The organism is Pseudomonas sp. PGPPP4 (assembly GCF_002256045.1).
GTDB classification, from domain to species: Bacteria; Pseudomonadota; Gammaproteobacteria; order Pseudomonadales; family Pseudomonadaceae; genus Chryseomonas; species Chryseomonas oryzihabitans.
This window is the reverse complement of record NZ_NKID01000004.1, coordinates 425,026-443,894: the sequence shown is the minus strand read 5'-3', so window position 1 is coordinate 443,894 and position 18,869 is coordinate 425,026. Positions and strand designations below refer to the sequence as shown.

The window sequence follows — 18,869 nt, the reverse complement described above, 5'->3', positions numbered from 1 at the left end:
CCTGGCCATGTTGCCACCTGCGGGGGCTGCGTAATCTACACCCATCAGCCGCGCAGGATGCGCAGCTCTGAGGTCAAGGATGATGACCAGGCCAGGATGGCGCCTGACAGGACGTTGGGATGGTCGCAACAAAGAACCCGCTTCGGCGGGTTTTTTGTTGGGCGCGATTTGAGGTCGGCAGGTGGATCGGGTGGGGTATGGCAAAAGGCTTACACCGACTGGTGTCACCTGGCCATGTTGCCATTCGCGATGGCTGCGTAATCTACACCCATCAGCCGCGCAGGATGCGTAGCTCTGAGGTCAAGGATGATGACCAGGCCAGGATGGCGCCTGACAGGACGTTGGGATGGTCGCAACAAAGAACCCGCTTCGGCGGGTTTTTTGTTTTGGGCGTCATTCCGGACTGGCAGGGGCTTCGGGCCCGGGCTCCGCGGCGATGCGGTTGCGGCCGGCGCCCTTGGCTGCATAGAGCGCCCGGTCGGCGCCTTCGGTGAGGCTGTAGGCATCCATCCCGGCCCTGTGGGTGGCCAGGCCGACGCTCAGGGTGATGGGGCGCCGTGACCAGGCGTGGTTGGCGACGGCGGCGCGGCAGCGCTCGGCCACCAGATGGGCCGCGGTGAGATCGGCCCCCGGCAGCAGGATGGCGAATTCCTCGCCGCCGTAGCGGAAGCAGGCGTCGTTGTCGCGGCAACTCTGCAGCAGCAACTGGCCGACGGCCTGCAGGGCGGTGTCGCCAGCCTGATGCCCATAGGCGTCGTTGTAGGCCTTGAAGTGATCCACGTCGATCAACAGCATGGACAGCGGCGTGCGCTGCTCCTCGGCGCGCAGCAGGTGCTCCGCCAGACGCAGGTCGAAGGCGCGTCGATTGAACAGGCCGGTCAGGGCATCGGTGACGCTGCGCTGCTCGGCGGCCTGCATCATGCCCAGCAACTGGCGCTGCGAGGCCTCCAGCAGGTGCTGTTGCTCGATGTGCTCGGTGACGTCCACCGACAGTCCGGCCAGGGCGATGCCCTGCCGGGTGACCAGGGGAAACTTGTAGGACTGCCAGAACAGCCGTCGACCATCGGGGGCCGCCATGCGCTCGACGAGGCGGCTCGGCTTGAGTTCGTTCATCACCTGCTCGTCGACCTGGCGAAAACGGGGCGCCGCCTCTGGCCAGATGGTGAAGTCGTCCTGGCCGATGACCTCGTCGCGGGTCAATTCCAGCTGCTGCAGAAACGGCTCGTTGACATAGCGGTAGCGCCAGTCGCGGTCCTTGATGTAGGCGATGAAGGGCCCGTTGTTCATGAAGGCGGAAAAGTTGATGTCCAGCTCTTCCAGCTGGCGCAGGGTCTCGCGCTGTTGCAGCAGGATGATGACCTGTCGGGCCAGCCGTTGCAGGTTGTCGACCTGAGCCGTCTCGAAACGCCGAACCCGGTCGTCCATCACGCAGAGGGTGCCCAGGGCGACCCCGTGCCGGTCGAGCAGGGGGATGCCCAGGTAGGCACGCATCCCTTCCAGCCCGGGAGCGGACCGGAGATGGGCGACGCGTGGGTCGCCTTGCAGGTCTTCCACCAGGAAGGGCTCACGCGGGGTACGGATCGCCAGGTGGCAGAGGGAGGCGTCGACCGGCACCTCGGCTAGCGTCAGGCCCTGACAGGCCTTGAACCAGAGACGGTGTCGATCGGCGAGGGTGATGAAGGCCACCGGCGCCCGGGTCAGCTGGCAGGCCAGGACGACGATGTCCTGGTAGGCGGCTTCGACGCCGCTGTCGAGAATCTGCAACTCGCTCAGGGCGTGGAGACGCTGGGCGTCATCGGGGGCAGTCATGCGGGCTCGCGAAGGCGGGATGTCTAGCTAGAGCATAGTACCCGGGGTGGCCGAGGAAAACTGCAGCCTTGCCACAGTCCGCCGGGGTGCCGGTCGGGACCGGCACCCCGGCGTGCTCGGCTAGCGCCGGGGTTGCAGCAGCAGCGCCACCAGGGCGCTCCAGCCGGTCTGGTGGGAAGCCCCGAGTCCGCGGCCGTTTTCGCCGTGGAAATACTCGTGGAACAGCACCAGGTCGCGACTGCGCGGATCGTTCTGCAATTGCGGATAGTCGACCATGCTCGGGCGCTTGCCATCGGCGTCCTTGAGGAACAGCCGGGTCAGGCGCTGGCTGAGGCCGTCGGCGACCTCTTCCAGATTGGCCAGGTAGCCCGAACCACTGGGGTATTCCACCGAGAAGCTGTCGGCGTAGTAGCGGTGGAATTCGTGCAGCGACTCGATGAGCATGTAGTTGATCGGCATCCACAGCGGTCCACGCCAGTTGGAATTGCCGCCGTACAGGCGCGAATCCGATTCCGCCGGCTGGTAGCGGGCGCTGAGCAGGTTGCCGTCGGCCTGGCGCATCTCGAAGGGTTGCTGTTCGTGGGCCTTGGACAGCGAGCGGATGCCGTATTCGGAAAGGAATTCTTTGTCATCCAGCATGCGCTTGAGCAGCAGCTTGGTGCGATGGCCGCGCAGCAGCGAGAGCAGGAATCGGTTGCCCTGGCCGGGCTCGGTCCAGCGCGAGACCAGCCGGGCGAGATCCGGACGCTGGCGCAGGAAGCCGCGCAGTCGTCCGCCGAGGCCGGGGAGGCCCTCGTGCTCGCGCTGTTCCAGGACCTGCACCGCGAACAGCGGGATGAGGCCGACGATGGACCTCAGGCGCAGCGGCTCGGCGCTGCCATCCGCCTTGTGCAGGACGTCATAGAAGAATTCATCCTGTTCGTCCCAGAGGCCGTCTTCGCGATCATCGCTGTGGTTGATGGCGCCGGCGATGTGCAGGAAGTGCTCGAAGAACTTGACCCCCAGATCGACGTACACCGGATTTTCCTTGGCCAGCTCCAGGGCGATGCGCATCAGGTCCAGGGCATAGGCGGCCATCCAGGCGGTGCCGTCGGCCTGGTCCAGGTGATAGCCCTCCGGCAGCGGTGCCGAGCGATCGAAGAGGGCGATGTTGTCCAGGCCGAGGAAGCCGCCCTGGAAGATGTTGCGACCCTCGGTGTCCTTGCGGTTGATCCACCAGGAGAAATTCAGCAGGAGCTTGTGGAAGACACGCTCGAGAAAGACACGGTCGCCCACCCCGGTCAGGGACTTTTCCTGCAGGTAGACGTGCCAGGTGGCCCAGGCATGCACCGGCGGATTGGCGTCCTCGAAATTCCACTCGTAGGCCGGCAGCTGGCCATTGGGGTGCATGAATCTGTCCTTCACCAGCAGCAGCAACTGCTGCTTGGCGAAGCCGGGATCGATCAGGGCATAGGCCACCGCCTGGAAGGCCAGGTCCCAGGAGGCGTACCAGGGGTACTCCCACTTGTCCGGCATGGAGACGATGTCGAAATTCAGCAGGTGCCGCCAGTGGCCGTTGCGGATGCGCTGGCGCTGCGCCGGCGGCGTCGGCTGGGCCGGATCGCCATCGAGCCAGCGATTGACCTCGAAATAGTAGAGCTGCTTGGACCAGAGCAGGCCGGCCAGGGCCTGGCGCTGCACCAGGCGGGCATCGGGATCGGCGATCTTTTCCTGCAGGGCGGCATAGAAGGCATCGGCTTCGGCGATGCGCTCGGCAAAGATCGCATCGGCATCCACCGACAGCGCATTGGTGGGCGCCAGGCGCAGGTAGACCACGGTCTTGGCGCCACCCTCCAGCTCCACGGCGAAATGGGCGGCCGCCTTGCTGCCGAAGTCGCGGCGGATCGCCTCGCGGGCGCCGCGCACCACGTAGTCGTTGATGCCGTCCTTGAAGGGGCCCTCGGCAGCTTCACCGGTGAGGCGGGGCAGGTTCGTTTCGTTGTTGCAGAACAGCCACTCGGCCTCGCGTGGGCCCCAGGCGCTGACCACCAGGTCGGGCCGGTCGAAATAGCTCGCGCGGACCTGATCGCCTTCCAGGCTGAGCATGGAGCGCGGCGGGGTGCCGGTCCAGGCCCAGGTGTTGCGTGACCAGATCTGCGGCAGCACCCGCAGGCTGGCGCGCTCGGTCCCGCGGTTTTCCACGGTGACCCGCATGAGGATGTCATCGGGGGTGTGCTTGGCGTATTCGATGGTGACGTCGAAATAGCGGTCCTCGGCGAAGACGCCGGTGTCGAGGATCTCGAATTCGCGATCGTTCAGCCCGCGCCGGGCGTTTTCCTCGGCGAGCTGGGCATAGGGAAAGGCGGCGTGGGGATACTTGTAGAGCATCTTCTGGTAGGCGTGGCTCGGCACCCCGTCCAGGTAGAAGTACAGCTCCTTGACGTCCTCGCCATGGTTGCCCTCGGCGTTGGTCAGGCCGAACAGCCGCTCCTTGAGGAAGGGGTCGCGCTCGTTCCAGAGGGCGATGCCCAGGCACCATTGCTGGGCCTTGTCGCAGAAACCGGCCAGGCCGTCTTCGCCCCAGCGATAGGCGCGGCTGCGCGCATGGTCATGGGGAAAGTAGCGCCAGGCGTCGCCGTCGGCGCTGTAGTCTTCACGGACCGTGGCCCACTGGCGCTCGCTCAGGTAGGGTCCCCACTGTCGCCAGGCGGCGGCGTCGGTATCAGCCAGGCGCTGGCCTTCTCGGGTATGCAGGATGCCCGGGGCGGGATGTGCCGTCATCGTGTCTCCAGATTCAGGTAACGGTTAAGGCTCGAGGATAGATCACCATTGTGGCGTGCAAAGAGCGGCCTCGGCGTATCGCTGCAGTTTTAGTGCCTGTCTGGCGGGAAAAAATTCACGCCGTTGCGGTTTTCGTCACAGGGCCCGGGCCGCGGCAGGGGCTCTGGCCCGGGCGGGACGCAGGCGAAAAAAAGCCCCACGCCGGATCCGGGTGGGGCCTTGGGGCATCGCGGTGAGCCCGCTGCGCATGCAGCGGGCCGGGCGGCGATTTACAGTGCCATGTCGTTGGCGGCCTTTTCCACACGCGGAGCGCTGGCGGTGGCCTTGGCGTTCTCGGTGCCGGTGGCGACCGGCGGGGTGGCCAGCTGCAGGACTTCGGCGGTGTAGTTCCACTCCTGCTGCACGCGCGCAGGATCGCCGTTCAGCTTGGTGCCGTAGCTGGGCACGATCTGGTGCAGCTTGGCTTGCCACTCCGGGGTCGCGACCTTGTCCTTGAACACCTTCTCCAGCACGCTCAGCATGATGGGCGCGGCGGTCGAGGCACCCGGGGAGGCGCCCAGCAGGCCGGCGATGCTGCCGTCCTTGGCGGCGACGATCTCGGTGCCCAGCTTCAGTACGCCACCCTTGTCGGCGTCGCGCTTGATGATCTGCACGCGCTGACCGGCCTGCCACAGGCGCCAGTCTTCCTTCTTGGCGTTGGGGAAGTACTCGCGCAGGGCGGCCATGCGGTCGTCATCCGACAGCATCAGCTGACCGGCGAGGTATTCCACCAGCGGGTACTCGGCCACGCCCACGCGGACCATCGGCCAGGCGTTGTGGGTGTTGGTGCTGGTCAGCAGATCCAGGTAGGAACCCTGCTTGAGGAACTTGGTGGAGAAGGTGGCGAAGGGCCCGAACAGGATCACGCGCTTGCCATCGAGCATGCGGGTGTCCAGGTGCGGAACCGACATCGGCGGTGCGCCCACCGAAGCCTTGCCGTAGGCCTTGGCCAGGTGCTGCTGGGCGATCTCGGGATTGTCGGTGACCAGGAAGGAGCCGCCCACCGGGAAGCCGGCGTAGTCGTTGGCTTCGGGGATGCCCGACTTCTGCAGCAGGTGCAGGGCACCGCCGCCGGCACCGATGAAGACGAATTTGGCGTCGGTCTCGGTCTTCTTGCCGTCCTTGAGGTTCTTGTACTCCACGCGCCAGCTGCCATCGGCATTGCGGGTGATGTTCTCGACTTCGCTGGACAGGTTCAGCTTGAAATTCGGCTTGGACTGCAGGTTGGCGGCGAACTGGCGGGTGATCTCGCCGAAATTGACGTCGGTGCCCAGCGGACTCCAGGTGGCGGCGATCTTCTGCTTGGGATCGCGACCTTCCATCATCAGCGGAACCCACTGCTTGATCTGCGCGGGATCCTCGGAGTACTGCATGCCGGAGAACAGCGGGCTGGCCTTGAGCGCCTCGTAGCGCTTCTTCAGGAAGGCGATGTTCTCGTCGCCCCAGACGAAGCTCATGTGCGGGGTGCTGTTGATGAAGCTCTTCGGATCCTTGAGGACGCCGTTCTTGACCTGCCAGGACCAGAATTGACGGGAGATCTGGAAGGCTTCGTTGATCTCGATGGCCTTGGAAATGGTGACCTTGCCGTCCTTGTCTTCCGGGGTGTAGTTCAGCTCGGCCAGGGCGGAGTGGCCGGTACCGGCGTTGTTCCAGCCGTTGGAGCTCTCGTCGGCGACCTTGTCCAGGCGCTCGACCATTTCCATGGTCCAGTTCGGCTCCAGCTCGTTCAGCCAGATGCCCAGGGTGGAGCTCATGATGCCGCCGCCGATCAGCAGGACGTCGACCTTCTTGGTGTCTTCGGCCTGTGCGGTGCCCAGGGCGGAGGCGATGGCGACGCCGAGCAGCGCGCCAGTCATTTTCTTCAGCATGTGGTCTCTCGTTCGATAGAAGCTGGGTCTGCTTATCGAGTTTCGGTGCGGTGCGGCACCATGGCACATGGGTGGATGTGCAGTGGGCGAGGCAGAATGCAGCCGGAAACACGCAAGGGCAGGTTCTTTTCCCTCCACCGCCCCTCTCTCATGAGTCACCGGAGGAGTCGGAGCAAAAACGCGATGCACGGCTTTCGCAGCGGCTGGCCGGAGACAGAGGTCTCGGGCGCGGCTGCATGCGCGTGGCGTTTTTGTTGCCGAACATTTTAATGAGAAGGGATAGGACTGCATAGCCTGCAATTCATTGGCTTTGCCTATTAGCCTTTAGTCTAATCCCTTGTGACCTCGGTCAAAGTCCCGCCAGAAGGGTCTTCTGGCGATACGGACCGGTGCTGGCCATCTCTTCGCAGGTAACCGGCGGCACCGACGAAACCGGCCAGAAAGCCGCCAAAGGGTCGTCCTTCAAGTGGGGGCGGTCAGTCAGGCGAAGCGCCAGGCCAGGAAGCGACTCTGCTTCTGGCCCTGGGCCATGGCAACGACGCGGACCTCGCCGGCCTGCTCGCGGCGCAGCGCCGCCTGCAACAGCGGCAGGTTGCTGGCCTTGGACACCAGGCAGGTGAACCAGCCGACCTGACCGGCGAAGGCGCGACTCTCACGGATCATCCGGTCGATGAAGGCGACCTCGCCGCCGGGGCACCAGAGTTCGGCCGCCTGGCCGCCGAAGTTGAGCAGGGGTGCCTGCTTGCCGGTGGTCTTGCCCAGATTCTTCCACTTGCGCTGGCTGCCGCGCACAGCCTCGTTGGGGCTGGCATGGAAGGGCGGATTGCACAGGGTGGCGGCATAGCGCTCGCCGGGTTGCAGGATGCCGGCAAAGATCGCCTGGGGCTCCGGCTGCAGACGCAGCTCGATGGCGGCGGCGCAATCCGGATTGGCCGCCAGGGTGCGTTTGAAGGCATCCAGCGCCGCCGGGGCGATGTCGCTACCAACGAAGTGCCAGCCATACTCCTTGAAGCCGATCAGCGGATAGACGCCGTTGGCACCCGTACCCACGTCCAGCAAGCGCGTCGTCGCGCCCCGGGGAATCCGGCCGCCATTGCCCTCGGCCAGCAGGTCGGCCAGGTGGTGCAGGTAATCCGCCCGACCGGGAATCGGTGGGCAGAGAAAATCGGCGGGAATGTCCCAGTCGCGCACGCCGTGGTGCAGCGCCAGCAAGGCCCGGTTGAGCGCCCGGACCGCCTGGGGATCGGTGAAATCGATGGACAGATTGCCCCGCGGCGTCGGTGCCACGAAAGGCCTGAGCGCCGGGCTCGTGCGCATCAGGGCGGGAAAGTCGTAGCTGCCCTGGTGGCGATTGCGGGGATGCAGGGGCGCGGGGCGGCCAGGCGAGGTCATGAGGGCAGGCAGGGTGGAAAAGGGGCGGGGAGCCTAGCACAGCCGCCCTTTTCACTCACGCCGGTCACTCACGCGGGCGTCGGGGCGTCTTCAGGCAGTACGCCGATCTCGCGCAGATTGCGCCAGAAGGCGGCGGGGATGGGCGCCCGCAGCAGTTCGGCGTTCTGCCGGGCCCGCTCCGGGGTGCTGCTGCCGGGAATGGTAGCGGCCACCGTGGGATGGGCCAGGCAGAACTGCAGGGCCGCGGCGCGGATGTCCACCCCGTGATCCTGGCAGACGCCCTCGATCAGCTCGACCTTGCGGCGCAGCGCCGGCTCGGCTTCGGCATAGTTGTAGTGCTTGCCGCCCGCCAGCAGACCGGAGTTGTAGGGCCCACCCACCACGATGCCCACGCCGCGGCGTTCGCATTCGGGGAAGAGGGTATCCAGGGCTTCGCGGTGGTCCAGCAGGGAATAGCGACCGGCCAGCAGGAAGGCGTCGGGATCGCTCTGCTCCAGCGCCAGGCGGCAGGGCTCCACCAGGTTGACGCCCAGGCCCCAGCCCATGATCAGGCCCTCTTCGCGCATCTCGGTAAGGGCCTTGGCCGCACCCTGCATGGCCTGGGCGAAGTAGTCGCGCCAGGCCGGGCCGTGCTGGTCCTCGGACAGGTCGTGGATCCAGACCAGGTCGAGGCGGTCGGTCTTGAGACGTTCCAGGCTGGCCTCGATGGAGCGGCGGGCGCCGTCGGCGGAATAGTCGAGCACCCGCTTGAAGGGCAGCTCGTTGACGAACGGCGGCGCGTTTTCCGGCTGATCGGCCGGTTCCAGCAGGCGGCCGACCTTGCTGCAGAGGACGAAATCGTCGCGCGGCTTGTCGGCCAGCACCTCGGCGAAACGTCGCTCCGACAGCCCGGCGCCATAGTGGGGCGAGGTGTCATAGAGGCGGATGCCCGCGTCCCAGGCGGCTTCGAGGGTCGCCCGGGCCTCGGCGTCGCCTACCTCGCGGAACATGTTGCCCAACGGGGCACCGCCGAATCCGAGGGAGGGGATATCGATACGCATGAGAGGTCTCCAGGGGTACGTGTCTGCATCCCGACCGGTGCCCCGCCGCTCCTGTTCCCCTAATCCGCCGGACGTAGCAGCGCCACCTCTGCGGGCGTGAGTGGACGACAGGCGCCCTCGGCCAGCGCCGGATCCAGTTCCAGGTTGCCGATGCGATCGCGGTGCAGGGCGATGACCTCGATGCCGAAGCGGCCGAACATGCGCTTGACCTGGTGATAGCGACCTTCGACCAGGGTCAGGTAGGCGGTGTGCTCGTCCAGCAGCTCCAGCCGCGCCGGTTGGGTGGTGAGGTCTTCGTAGGCGAAGTAGAGGCCCTCGGCAAAGGCCGCGACCAGGTGCTGGGGGATGACCTCGGCGGTGGTGACCCGGTAGCGCTTGGTCTGCTTGTGGCGCGGATGACTCAGGCCGCGCGACCACTGGCCGTCGTTGGTGAGCAGCAGCAGGCCGGTGGTGTTGAAGTCCAGCCGTCCGGCCAGGTGCAGATCGGCACGCTGGTCCGGGGCGAGACAGTCCAGCACCGTGGCATGGCGGGCGTCGACGGTGGCGCTCACGCAGCCGCGCGGCTTGTGCAGCATCAGGTAGCGGCCGCCGGGACCGTCCTGCAGCAGGCGCTCGTCGGCCTCGATGCGATCGAAGGCGAACACCTCCTGCGCGGCCTGCAGGGTGGTGGCGCCGTTGACCCTTACCCGACCTTCCGCGAGCAGGCGCCGGGCGAGCTGCCGTCCCAGGTCGGGTCGGTTGCCCAGCCAGCGGTCCAGGCGCATCAGCGAGACTCGCCGGCGACGCCGGCCGCGCAGGCTGGGCAGAGGCAGCGTCGATCGCGCTCTTCCGCGGGCAGGCGTTCCAGGGCGGCGGGATCCATCGGCGTCTGCAGGCACCAGCAGTCGCGGAGCTCGCCACCGGCCGCCAGGACGCAGCTGTTGGCCTTGCCGCACAGCGGGCAGAGGGTGGGGTCGAAGGGCGTGGGCGATGCGGCCATGGTGATCTCGTCGGGCGAAGCGGGCGGCAGAGTACCGGAAATTGCGACCTGGATAACGTCCGCTACGCTGGGGGTCTGCGTACTGTCGCATCCGGGGTGCAAGCTGCATCCTAGCTCCGATCGTCGGACCACCCGAGGAACCCATGACAATAACTGCTCTGCGCACCCTGATCCGCACCCTCATTCCCGGCACCCTGCTGGTCAGCCAGCTGGCCCTGGCCACCGAGGCCGATGTCGGCCAGACCCTGGCCCGGCAGGCCGGCATTCCCTGGCCGGCGGTGATCGCCCATCGCGGCGCCTCCTTCGACGCCCCCGAATCCACCGCGCCGGCCTATCTGGTGGCGCGGGAGCTGGGCGCCGACTACCTGGAGCTCGACCTGCAGCGCACCAAGGACGGCCAGCTCATCGCCCTGCACGACGACACCTTGGAGCGCACCACCGACGTCGCCAAGCGTTTCCCCGAGCGCGCCAAGGCGCCGGTCAGCCAGTTCACCCTGGCCGAACTCAAGTCGCTGGACGCCGGCAGCTGGTTCAACCAGGCCCATCCCGACCGTGCCCGACCAACGTTCGCCGGACTCAGGATCCTCACCCTCGACGAGGTCATCGACATCGCCGAAGGCGGTCGCAACAAGCCCGGCCTCTACATCGAGACCAAGCAGCCCAAGCTGTTTCCCGGCATCGAGCGCGACCTCAAGGCCAAGCTGACCCAGCGCGGTTGGCTCGGTAAGCCCAAGCCGGGTGCCACCGGCGTCGCCGCCATGCCCGGGCGGGTGATCCTGCAGACCTTCGAGAAAGGCAGCCTGGAGCTCTTGCAGAAGGAGATGCCCAATACGCCGAAGATCCTACTGCTGTGGCTGGGTGACGACTACATCCCGGCCAAGCCCGGGCCCACCTACGCCGAATCGGGCGAGGCCAGCAAGGCGGCCTACTACGCCAAGCAGCAGGTGCGCTCCGAGGGCGATTTTACCGCCTGGATCGAGTGGGCCAAGGCCCATGGCGCCATCGGCATCGGCCCCTCGGCGGCCCTGGAGGAGGGTGGCGACCAGAGCTATGCGGACTTGGTGAAGCCCTGGATGAACGACGTCGCCCACGAGCGGGGTCTGCTGGTGCATGCCTATACGGTGGACTCGGCGGTGGACTACGCCCGCCTGGCGCCGCGCGGGGTGGATGGCTTCTTCAGCAATCGCGCCGCCGAATTGCTGAAATTCTATGAGCGTCCGGCCAAGCAGGCGCCCGCGGCCCTGCTCAAGCAGCTGGGTTACTGAGTCCAGACGGGGAGGCCTGGTGGTCTCCCCCGTCGCCACCGGAGGCTTCCGCATGTCCCGCCATGCCTTCAACGGCGCCAAGCTGGCGCTGCTCTGCGCCGAGCAGATCCTGGTCTATCAGCGCGACGACAAACCCGACATCCCCTGGCCCGCGCTATGGGACCTGCCGGGCGGCGGGCGCGAAGATGACGAAACGCCCGAGCGCTGCGTCCTGCGCGAGCTGGAAGAGGAATTCGGCCTGGTGCTGGACGAGGCGCGGCTGACCTGGGGACGTTGCTATCCACCGCGTCAGCCCGGCTATCTACCCAGCTGGCTGTTCGCCGGGCAGTTGCATCCCGCCGAGATCGCCGCCATCTACTTCGGTGACGAAGGCCAGCACTGGCAGCTGATGAGCATCGTCGACTTTCTCGCCCATCCCCAGGCCGTGCCCCATCTGCAGGCGCGGCTGCGGGACTACCTGGGCGAGCGGGAGGAGAGCGGACCGGCGTCTCTTAATCCCGGCTGAATGAACGTTCGATAACTGGGCGCGACACCTGGCCAAGGCTTAAGCTTTCTCCAGGCCCATCCGGGCCGTTCTGGAGATCCCCCCATGCGCCATTTCCTCTTGGCGTCGCTCTGTGCCCTGACCTTCACCGGCTGCACCGTCTACGACACGTCCCCGCGCTATTACAGCCGTCCGGCACCCCCCGCGGCGGTCTTCTACGGCACGCCGGCCTATCCGCCGCCCGCGGTCATCGTGCGGCCCTATGGCTACGGCTACTACTATCGACCGGCACCGCCGCCACCGCCCCACTGGGGGCCGGGTCCCGGTTGGGGGCCGCCGGGCTGGGGGCCGCGTCCGGGCTATGGTCCGCCCGGCTGGGGCCCGCGCTACGGTCCGCGCTGGTAGCGGGTTTGACAGGGGCAGCCGGCTTTTCTAGGGTGCTGCCCTTGTCTTGACCAGGAAGCCTCGAATCGTGGACGACGATCGCATCAAGCTCGACCCCCAATGGAAAGCCGCGCTGCGCGACGAATTCGAGCAGCCCTACATGCGCCAGCTGAGCGAATTCCTCAGGCGCGAGAAGGCGGCGGGCAAGGTCATCTTTCCGCCCGGTCCGCTGATCTTCAATGCCCTCAATACCACCCCTTTGGATCAGGTCAGGGTGGTCATCCTCGGCCAGGATCCCTACCACGGTCCGGGTCAGGCCCATGGCCTGAGCTTCTCGGTGCAACCGGGGGTGCCGGCGCCGCCGTCGCTGCAGAACATCTTCAAGGAACTCAAGCGCGACCTGAACCTGCCCATTCCCAACCACGGCTATCTGCAGCACTGGGCGGAGCAGGGCGTGCTGCTGCTCAACACCTCGCTGACCGTGGAGCAGGCCAACGCCGGCTCCCACGCCAAGGCCGGCTGGCAGCGCTTCACCGATCGCATCATCGAGGTGGTCAGCGCCGAGCGCGAGAATCTGGTGTTCCTGCTCTGGGGCAGCCATGCCCAGAGCAAGCAGACGCTCATCGATCCCCAGAAGCACCTGATCCTCAAGTCGGCGCATCCCTCGCCGCTGTCGGCCCATCGCGGCTTCATCGGCAACGGCCACTTCGGTCGCACCAACGAATTCCTGCGCAACGCCGGCCTCACCCCCATCGACTGGGCGCTGCCGCCGCTGGCGTAGGACCGGCGCAGCCGACCAGCACCCTCACGGTCAGGTCGCCCCCGTCGCTACCGTCCGGGCCGGGCGGCGATGGCACTGCAGGCACCAGCTCGTCCCGAGCAGGAGCAGGAGGATCGCCAGGGCTTCCAGCCGAGTGGGCCAGCGCCCGTTCCAGAGAAAGCCGTAGGTCAGCGAGGCCAGGGTCTCGATGACGATGGCCTGGCCACTCAGGGTCAGGGGTAGTCGTCGGCTGGCCTGGTTCCAGCAGGCGCCGCCGATGACCGAGGCGAGCAGCGCCACGCCGGCAGCCACCAGCAGCGGCTGCAGCCACTCCGCCGGTGCTCGCAACGCCAGCTCCTCGCCGAGCAACCAGGGCGCGGCCAGCAGGGCCTGGGCGCCGGTCATGCCGCCCAGCAGCAGGCCCCAATCGTGGGCGCCGATCGGCGTCCTGGCCAGGAAGCGCGTGTTGACCACCGCGAACCAGCTCCAGGCCAGCAGGGCGCCACAGGCGCACAGCAGACCCAGGGCGGGCTGCTCGCCGACGGCGGTGGTGGTCAGCGTCTCGTAGCTGATCAGGGTCACGCCGAGCAGCGCGCAGCAGAGCGACGGCCAGAGGCGACCGAAACTCACGGCGCCCACGTCGCGCTGCCCGGCCAGGGCCACCAGCAGCGGGATCAGGCCGACGATCAGGGTGGTCGCCGCGATACCGGCCTGCTTCACGCCCACGCCGACCAGGGTGTAGTAGCCCAGGTTGCCGATCAGGCTGAGCCAGAACAGGCGTCTGCCATCGGCCCAGCTCAGTTGCCTGCGCAGTCGGCGCCAGCAGGGCAGCAGCAGCCCGAGAGACACCAGGCCGTAGCAGAGAAAGCGCAGCACGGCGAACTGGGCGCCGCTCAGGTCGGGGACCAGCGCCGGTGCCAGAAAGATCACGCCCCAGCACAGGCCTGCCGCCAGCCCGTAGCCGATACCCACTGCCGATAGTTCACGTTCCTGCATCGCACCGTCTCCACCCATTCGCCACCAGTGTGGTGACGGCGAGCGGGACCGGTCTTGCGCGAGACTGCGGGGCTTTTTACCTGGACTGGTTACCTGGACTGCGTTACCCGGGCAGGCGCTGGCCGCGCCGCCAGGCGGCCGGGCTGATGCCCTGGCGGCGGGTCATGGCGCGGGTCAGGGCGGCCTGATCGGAAAAGCCGACGCGCAGGGCGATGTCGGCGATGGGCAGGCGGCTGTCGCCCAGCCAGCGCTGGGCCTGGCGCAGCCGCAGATCGGTCAGCCAGGCCTGGGGTGTCTGGCCGAAGCGCTGGTGGAACAGCAGGTGCAAGCGGGTCAGCCCCAGACCCGCCAGACGGGCCATGGCCGCATTGTTCCAGTCACCCGAGGGCTGGGCCTCCACCTGGGCCAGCAAGTGGTCGAAGGCCGAGCCGGCGGCAGTGGCGTCGAGCGAGGCGAGCAGCAGGCGGGTGAGTTCGGGCGCGTGTTGATCGAGGGCGTCAGGCGAGGTCAGCTCGGCGAAGGCGATCAGCTGCCGCGTCGCGGGCGGGATCGCCAGACCCGGCTGCCGTAGCGCGCGATCCAGAATGGGGGCAGGCAACCAGTCGGCGGCGCAATCGATCACCAGAAAGCGGCTGCCTGGCTCCGATTGCTGGGCATGACCGCAGTCGGGCGCCACCAGGGCCGCGAGCCCGGTATGCAGCCGCGTCCCGCTACGCCCGGCGAGTTCCAGCTCCATGCCGCCTTGGATGGGCAGCACCAGCTGGGCGAAGGCATGGGCATGGGGCTGGTGGTCGCCCTGATAGCGCTTGATGGCGAGGCGGGGAGTCAAGGCGCACCTCGTTGGGGAGCGGGAGGCCGAAAGCCTAGAGCCTAGCACGCCACCCCTAATCTTTCGGCCCTCAGCGTACCGGCTGCAGCGGCAATTCCACCTCGCCACCGCTGTTCAGATCCACGGTCACCGGCTGCTGGGTCAGGTACAGCGGACGACCGCCGAGCAGGATGCGGCCGCTGAGCAGATAGCGCTCGCCGTTCTTGACCTTGGCCGGGGCGTAGTCGAGGCGGAAGGGCACCTGGCCGGGTTGCTTGACGAACAGGGTGCGCTGGGCCAGGCGACCGGCCGGGGTATCGCCGGCGCTGGCGCTGTAGAGGCTGACGGTGAGCTTGGCGGTGGGCGGTACCGGCTCGTTGGCGGTAAAGGTGGCCTGGCCGCTGAGGCTGGTCATGCTCGGCTGGGCCGGCACGCCAGGGGTGGTGGTCTGCGGCTGCTCGGTGGGCGGCAGCGGCTGGCCGGCCGGCGGCGGTGGCGTCGCGGGACCGGGGCGCAGCCCGCTACAGGCGCTGAGCAGCAGCGAGGTGGCGAGCAGGGTGGCGATTCTTTTCATGGGTAGATCCTGGACTGAAATCGACTGCTGTGACCCATGGATGCCGGCTTAGTTGCCGGCGGGCAAAGGGGATTCGGCTTCCGGCAGGTCCGGGGCATCGGGCCGATCCAGGGCCACCTGGCGGATCGACAGGCGAATCTCCGCCGGCAGCACCCGCTTGCCCGCACCCTCGGCCAGTTCACCGAGCAGTTCATGGTGACCCAGGGTGCCGTCGTCGGCCTTGCGCAGCACCCCTTCGGCCAGCAGCGTCTGGATGAAGTGGCGGAACAGCGACTTGTCGAAGAATTCCGGCGCGTTGAGGCCATGCAGCACCGACAGCCGCTGGGCCATCACCGTGCAGAGTTCTTCCAGCTGCGGCGCGGTCAGGCTGTTCTGACCGTGGTTGAGGATCAGCGCGGTGGTCATGTAGTAGCGCTGCAGGGTCTGCAGGATGGCCCGCGCCAGCAGGGTGAGGCGGACGAATTGCCGCGAGCTGGGCGCCGCGCGCACGAAGACGTCGTCCTCGATACGCAGCAGGCCGCGCTCCACCATGGCCTCCAGCCAGCCGTCCAGCACCAGCGGCAGCTCCTCGCGCTCCCAGTGGATGAACAGCTCGGCCTGCAGATAGGGATAGAGCGCCAGGGCGAATCTATGGATCAGCTCGCGGGTCATGCGCCCGGTGTTCTGGAAGAAGCTGGCGATCAGCGCCGGGATGGCGAAGAGGTGCAGGACGTTGTTGCGGTAGTAGGTCATCAAAACCGCGTTCTGCTCGTCCAGGTAGAGGATGCGCCCCAGGGCGTCCTGCTGCTCGGAGAGGAAGCCGAGGGCGCGCACCTCTTCGATGATCGCCTGGCCGTCGCCCTCGGGCAGGGTGACGCTGGTGGAGTAGGGGACTCGTTTCAGCAGATCCAGATAGAGGTCGATGGCGCGCACCAGGGCGCCTTCGTCGAGGGCCTGGCGATGGGTCGAGAGCAGTGCCAGGGCCACCAGGTTGACCGGGGTGACGGCCGCGGCGGCATTGATGCGGCGCACCACCCGCTCGCCCAGTTCGTGGGTGACCGAATTGAACCAGGCGGGCTTCAGGTCTTCGCCCAGGGGGTCATCGCGCCAGCCCGGACGGCGGGCATCGAGAAAGCTCTGCAGCGGGATGGGCTCGCCGAAGTTGACCCAGACTCGGCCGAAGCGCTGGCGCAGGGCGCCAAAGACTTTGACCAGGTCGAAGATGGATTCCTTCTTCTTGGCCGCGCCGCGCAGTTCACCGAGGTAGGTACGACCCTCGAAGACCTTCTCGTAGCCGATGTACACGGGCACGAAGACGATGGGCCGCCGGGAATCGCGCAGGAAGCTGCGCAGGGTCATGGCCAGCATGCCGGTGCGCGGCTGCAGGGTACGACCGGTCCGCGAGCGACCGCCCTCGACGAAGTACTCGGTGGAGAAGCCGCGGCTGAACAGGCTGTGCAGGTATTCGTTGAACACCGCCGCATAGAGGGCGTTGCCCTTGAAGCTGCGCCTCATGAAGAAGGCGCCGCCGCGTCTCAGGATGTTGCCCACCACCGGCATGTCCAGGTTGATGCCGGCGGCGATGTGCGGCGGGGTCAGGCCGTTCTGGAACAAGAGGTAGGAGAGCAGCAGGTAGTCGATGTGGCTGCGGTGGCAGGGCACGTAGACCACGGTATGACCGGGCGCCATCTCCTGGATCCGCTCGATGTGGCTGACCGTGACGCCGTCGTAGATGCTGTTCCAGAACCAGCGCAGACCGACGTCCAGGCAGCGCACCACCGGATAGGAGAAGTCCGAGGCGATCTCCCGCGCATAGTGCGCCGCCTCGTCTTCGATGCGCCCGGGAGTGGCCTTGCGCTGGGCGATCTCGTGGGCGATGGTCGCCCGCACCTGGGGTGCCCGCAGCAGACCGCGCAGCAGGGTGCGCCGGTGCGACAGGTCCGGACCGATCACCGCCTGGCGCACGTTGCGGAAGTGGATGCGCAGCCGGCGCATCACCAGACGCTCCAGGCGTTGCGGATCGGGGCGCTGGCTGGCCAGTTCGTCCAGGGACAGCGGCTTGGAGAATTGCACCCGGGTCAGCCGGCCCAGCACCAGGATGCGTGCCAGCTTGCGCAGCCGGCCGGTGACCACCCAGTCGTCCGCCCAGAGCAGTTTCCAGGGACTGGTCTCGCGATCCGGCGACTGGCCCCAGAAGACGCTGACCGGCACCAGCTGGACGTCCGCCAGCCCCTGCTCGGTCACCGCGGTGACCACCCGGCGCAGGGTGGGAGGCACCGAGCGCCGCGCCGGGCGCCCACGCCAGTTGGCCTTGCCGGTGGCGTTGAAGTAGGCCAGCGGCTCGGTCTTGCTGCCCAGCACCAGCGGGCGTAGCGGTCGCGGCAGCCCGGCCTTGCGGCACTCCCGGTCGAGCACCGCCAGATCGCTCAGCGAGGCTTCGGGGAGGACATAGAGCACCGGCTTGGCGGGATCGATGCGGCTGAGCAGACTGGCCGCCTGGGTGGTCTCGGAGCGAACCCAGAGATAGAGCAGGCGCTTGAGCAGCGAGAAGGCCAGCAGGCGCAGCGGCGAACGGGTCATGGAGGGCTACCGGAATGACGGGGCGGCAGTGTGCCGGATGGCCTGGCGGACGTAAAACCGCCCGTATTGTTCTGACTTCGACCCGGCAGTCGGCGCCTTGTCCCCGCTGTCGAAAAAATGCCGCTTAAATCGTCGAAAACCCGGCGCTGGCGCGGCTTCCAGCCGTGATGGCACTTTGCGTAAAGAACGTTGCTTTTGCCGGGAAAGCCATGCTTCATAAGGTGTCGGCAAGTTGTTGCCAGTGGTCGGACCCGGGCTGCCAGCCTGGCGACCGATCCGATGCGCGATCCGTACCGATACCAAAAGGCAACCCGGTCGCCCAGACTGTGGCGAGCGGGGATAGGAAATCCAGAAAGCTTCGGAGAGATGTGATGGGTGAGCAACGCGAAACCGGGACCGTCAAGTGGTTCAATGACGCCAAGGGATATGGATTCATTCAACGCGAGGGCGGTGCCGACGTGTTCGTTCACTACCGCGCCATCCGTGGTGAAGGCCACCGCTCCCTGACCGAAGGCCAGCAGGTGGAGTTCTCGGTGATCGAGGGCCAGAAGGGCCTGCAAGCCGAAGACGTGGCCCGGGTCTAGGCCCGCTGTGCGAGGAGCGCAAGGCTCCTCGCAAGTTTAGAGTCTGTTCAAAGTCTCGCGAGCTAGAGCCAAACAAGGCGAAAAGACCTGAGGAAGCGGAGTTTACGAGTGGTAAATGAGCATTCCGAAGGGCTTTTCAACGCCGTTTGGCCGACGCGCAGCAGACTTTGAATAGGCTCTGGTCACTCGGTGCGCCAGACGATCTCTTCGACGCCCGCCTCCGTCACCTTTAGCCAGCGATCGGCGGCTTCTTCCTCTTCTTCCTCGCTCCAGCCACTCGGCGCGCAGCGCACCTGCACCTGCAGGGCGGCATGGGCATCGCGGGCGCAGGCCAGGTCGTCCACCCAGGGCGATACATCGCTTTCCAGCAGCAGGCTGTGCCATTTGCCCACCGCCTTCGGCAGCCAGGTGACCGGAATGGACTCGCCGCCATAGCGCAGGGTGCACTTGAAGGTCTGCCCGCGCGCCTGCCAGGCGCAGGGCATGGCGAACACCTGTTCGAGCCAGGCCGAGACGGCGTCCTGGTCGACGTCCTTGAGATAGATTTCGATATCGGGCTGGCGCATGG

General features: G+C 66.9%; 17 protein-coding genes. 5 read left to right on the top strand and 12 right to left on the bottom strand.

The features are described 5' to 3' along the window. Positions 1–393: 393 nt before the first annotated feature. From CFE50_RS10210 to CFE50_RS10180, 7 genes are all read right to left on the bottom strand, one after another. Complete coding sequence (locus tag CFE50_RS10210) at positions 394–1,809, bottom strand: GGDEF domain-containing protein (protein ID WP_286733218.1); 1,416 nt, start codon at positions 1,807–1,809, stop codon at positions 394–396. Positions 1,810–1,929: 120 nt separating this feature from the next. After that, the gene (locus CFE50_RS10205) at positions 1,930–4,569 is read right to left on the bottom strand and encodes an MGH1-like glycoside hydrolase domain-containing protein (RefSeq protein ID WP_286733217.1); all 2,640 of its coding nucleotides are present in this window, start codon (positions 4,567–4,569) and stop codon (positions 1,930–1,932) included. Between the two features lie 269 nt (positions 4,570–4,838). Beyond that, the gene (gene mqo / locus CFE50_RS10200) at positions 4,839–6,476 is read right to left on the bottom strand and encodes a malate dehydrogenase (quinone) (RefSeq protein ID WP_286733214.1); all 1,638 of its coding nucleotides are present in this window, start codon (positions 6,474–6,476) and stop codon (positions 4,839–4,841) included. Between the two features lie 480 nt (positions 6,477–6,956). Beyond that, on the bottom strand, positions 6,957–7,868 hold the full coding sequence (gene rlmF, locus CFE50_RS10195) for a 23S rRNA (adenine(1618)-N(6))-methyltransferase RlmF (protein WP_286733213.1): 912 nt from the start codon (positions 7,866–7,868) through the stop codon (positions 6,957–6,959). 68 nt (positions 7,869–7,936) lie between these two features. Then, on the bottom strand, positions 7,937–8,908 hold the full coding sequence (locus CFE50_RS10190; RefSeq protein ID WP_027597250.1) for an aldo/keto reductase: 972 nt from the start codon (positions 8,906–8,908) through the stop codon (positions 7,937–7,939). Positions 8,909–8,967: 59 nt separating this feature from the next. After that, positions 8,968–9,672 (bottom strand): pseudouridine synthase, encoded by a 705-nt coding sequence (locus CFE50_RS10185; RefSeq protein ID WP_044342936.1) that lies wholly within the window; start codon positions 9,670–9,672, stop codon positions 8,968–8,970. After that, positions 9,672–9,887, bottom strand: coding sequence for a cysteine-rich CWC family protein (locus CFE50_RS10180; protein WP_286733211.1), 216 nt, complete (start codon positions 9,885–9,887; stop codon positions 9,672–9,674). The genes CFE50_RS10185 and CFE50_RS10180 overlap by 1 nt, the downstream gene beginning before the upstream one ends. Before the next feature lie 143 nt (positions 9,888–10,030). Here CFE50_RS10180 and CFE50_RS10175 point away from each other — a divergent pair, with 143 nt between their 5' ends. The 4 genes from CFE50_RS10175 (at position 10,031) to ung (ending at position 12,801) form a co-directional block, all read left to right on the top strand. After that, positions 10,031–11,152, top strand: coding sequence for a glycerophosphodiester phosphodiesterase (locus CFE50_RS10175; protein ID WP_278439220.1), 1,122 nt, complete (start codon positions 10,031–10,033; stop codon positions 11,150–11,152). A 52-nt stretch (positions 11,153–11,204) separates the two neighbouring features. Beyond that, the gene (locus tag CFE50_RS10170) at positions 11,205–11,657 is read left to right on the top strand and encodes an NUDIX hydrolase (protein ID WP_286733207.1); all 453 of its coding nucleotides are present in this window, start codon (positions 11,205–11,207) and stop codon (positions 11,655–11,657) included. An 84-nt stretch (positions 11,658–11,741) separates the two neighbouring features. Next, the gene (locus CFE50_RS10165) at positions 11,742–12,041 is read left to right on the top strand and encodes a hypothetical protein (RefSeq protein WP_007163043.1); all 300 of its coding nucleotides are present in this window, start codon (positions 11,742–11,744) and stop codon (positions 12,039–12,041) included. A gap of 64 nt (positions 12,042–12,105) precedes the next feature. Further along, positions 12,106–12,801, top strand: a complete 696-nt coding sequence (gene ung, locus CFE50_RS10160; RefSeq protein ID WP_153011147.1) for a uracil-DNA glycosylase — start codon at positions 12,106–12,108, stop codon at positions 12,799–12,801. Positions 12,802–12,831: 30 nt separating this feature from the next. On the opposite strand, the gene CFE50_RS10155 is transcribed toward ung, so the two are convergent. From CFE50_RS10155 to plsB, 4 genes are all read right to left on the bottom strand, one after another. Beyond that, complete coding sequence (locus tag CFE50_RS10155; RefSeq protein WP_286733203.1) at positions 12,832–13,776, bottom strand: DMT family transporter; 945 nt, start codon at positions 13,774–13,776, stop codon at positions 12,832–12,834. A gap of 103 nt (positions 13,777–13,879) precedes the next feature. Then, positions 13,880–14,605: a helix-turn-helix transcriptional regulator gene (locus CFE50_RS10150; RefSeq protein WP_286733201.1), complete on the bottom strand. Its 726-nt coding sequence runs from the start codon at positions 14,603–14,605 to the stop codon at positions 13,880–13,882. 70 nt (positions 14,606–14,675) lie between these two features. Then, a complete protein-coding gene (locus CFE50_RS10145) occupies positions 14,676–15,158 on the bottom strand; it encodes a YbaY family lipoprotein (RefSeq protein WP_286733199.1) in 483 nt (160 codons plus the stop codon). 48 nt (positions 15,159–15,206) lie between these two features. After that, complete coding sequence (plsB, locus tag CFE50_RS10140; RefSeq protein ID WP_286733197.1) at positions 15,207–17,717, bottom strand: glycerol-3-phosphate 1-O-acyltransferase PlsB; 2,511 nt, start codon at positions 17,715–17,717, stop codon at positions 15,207–15,209. A gap of 371 nt (positions 17,718–18,088) precedes the next feature. Between plsB and CFE50_RS10135 the strand changes: the two genes are divergently transcribed. Next, positions 18,089–18,301 carry a cold-shock protein gene (locus CFE50_RS10135; RefSeq protein WP_007163037.1) on the top strand — a complete coding sequence of 71 codons (213 nt, stop codon included), beginning with the start codon at positions 18,089–18,091 and terminating at the stop codon, positions 18,299–18,301. A gap of 182 nt (positions 18,302–18,483) precedes the next feature. On the opposite strand, the gene CFE50_RS10130 is transcribed toward CFE50_RS10135, so the two are convergent. Beyond that, entirely contained in the window at positions 18,484–18,867 is a 384-nt protein-coding gene (locus tag CFE50_RS10130; RefSeq protein WP_007163036.1) for a hypothetical protein, read from the bottom strand. Between the last annotated feature and the right edge of the window lie 2 nt (positions 18,868–18,869).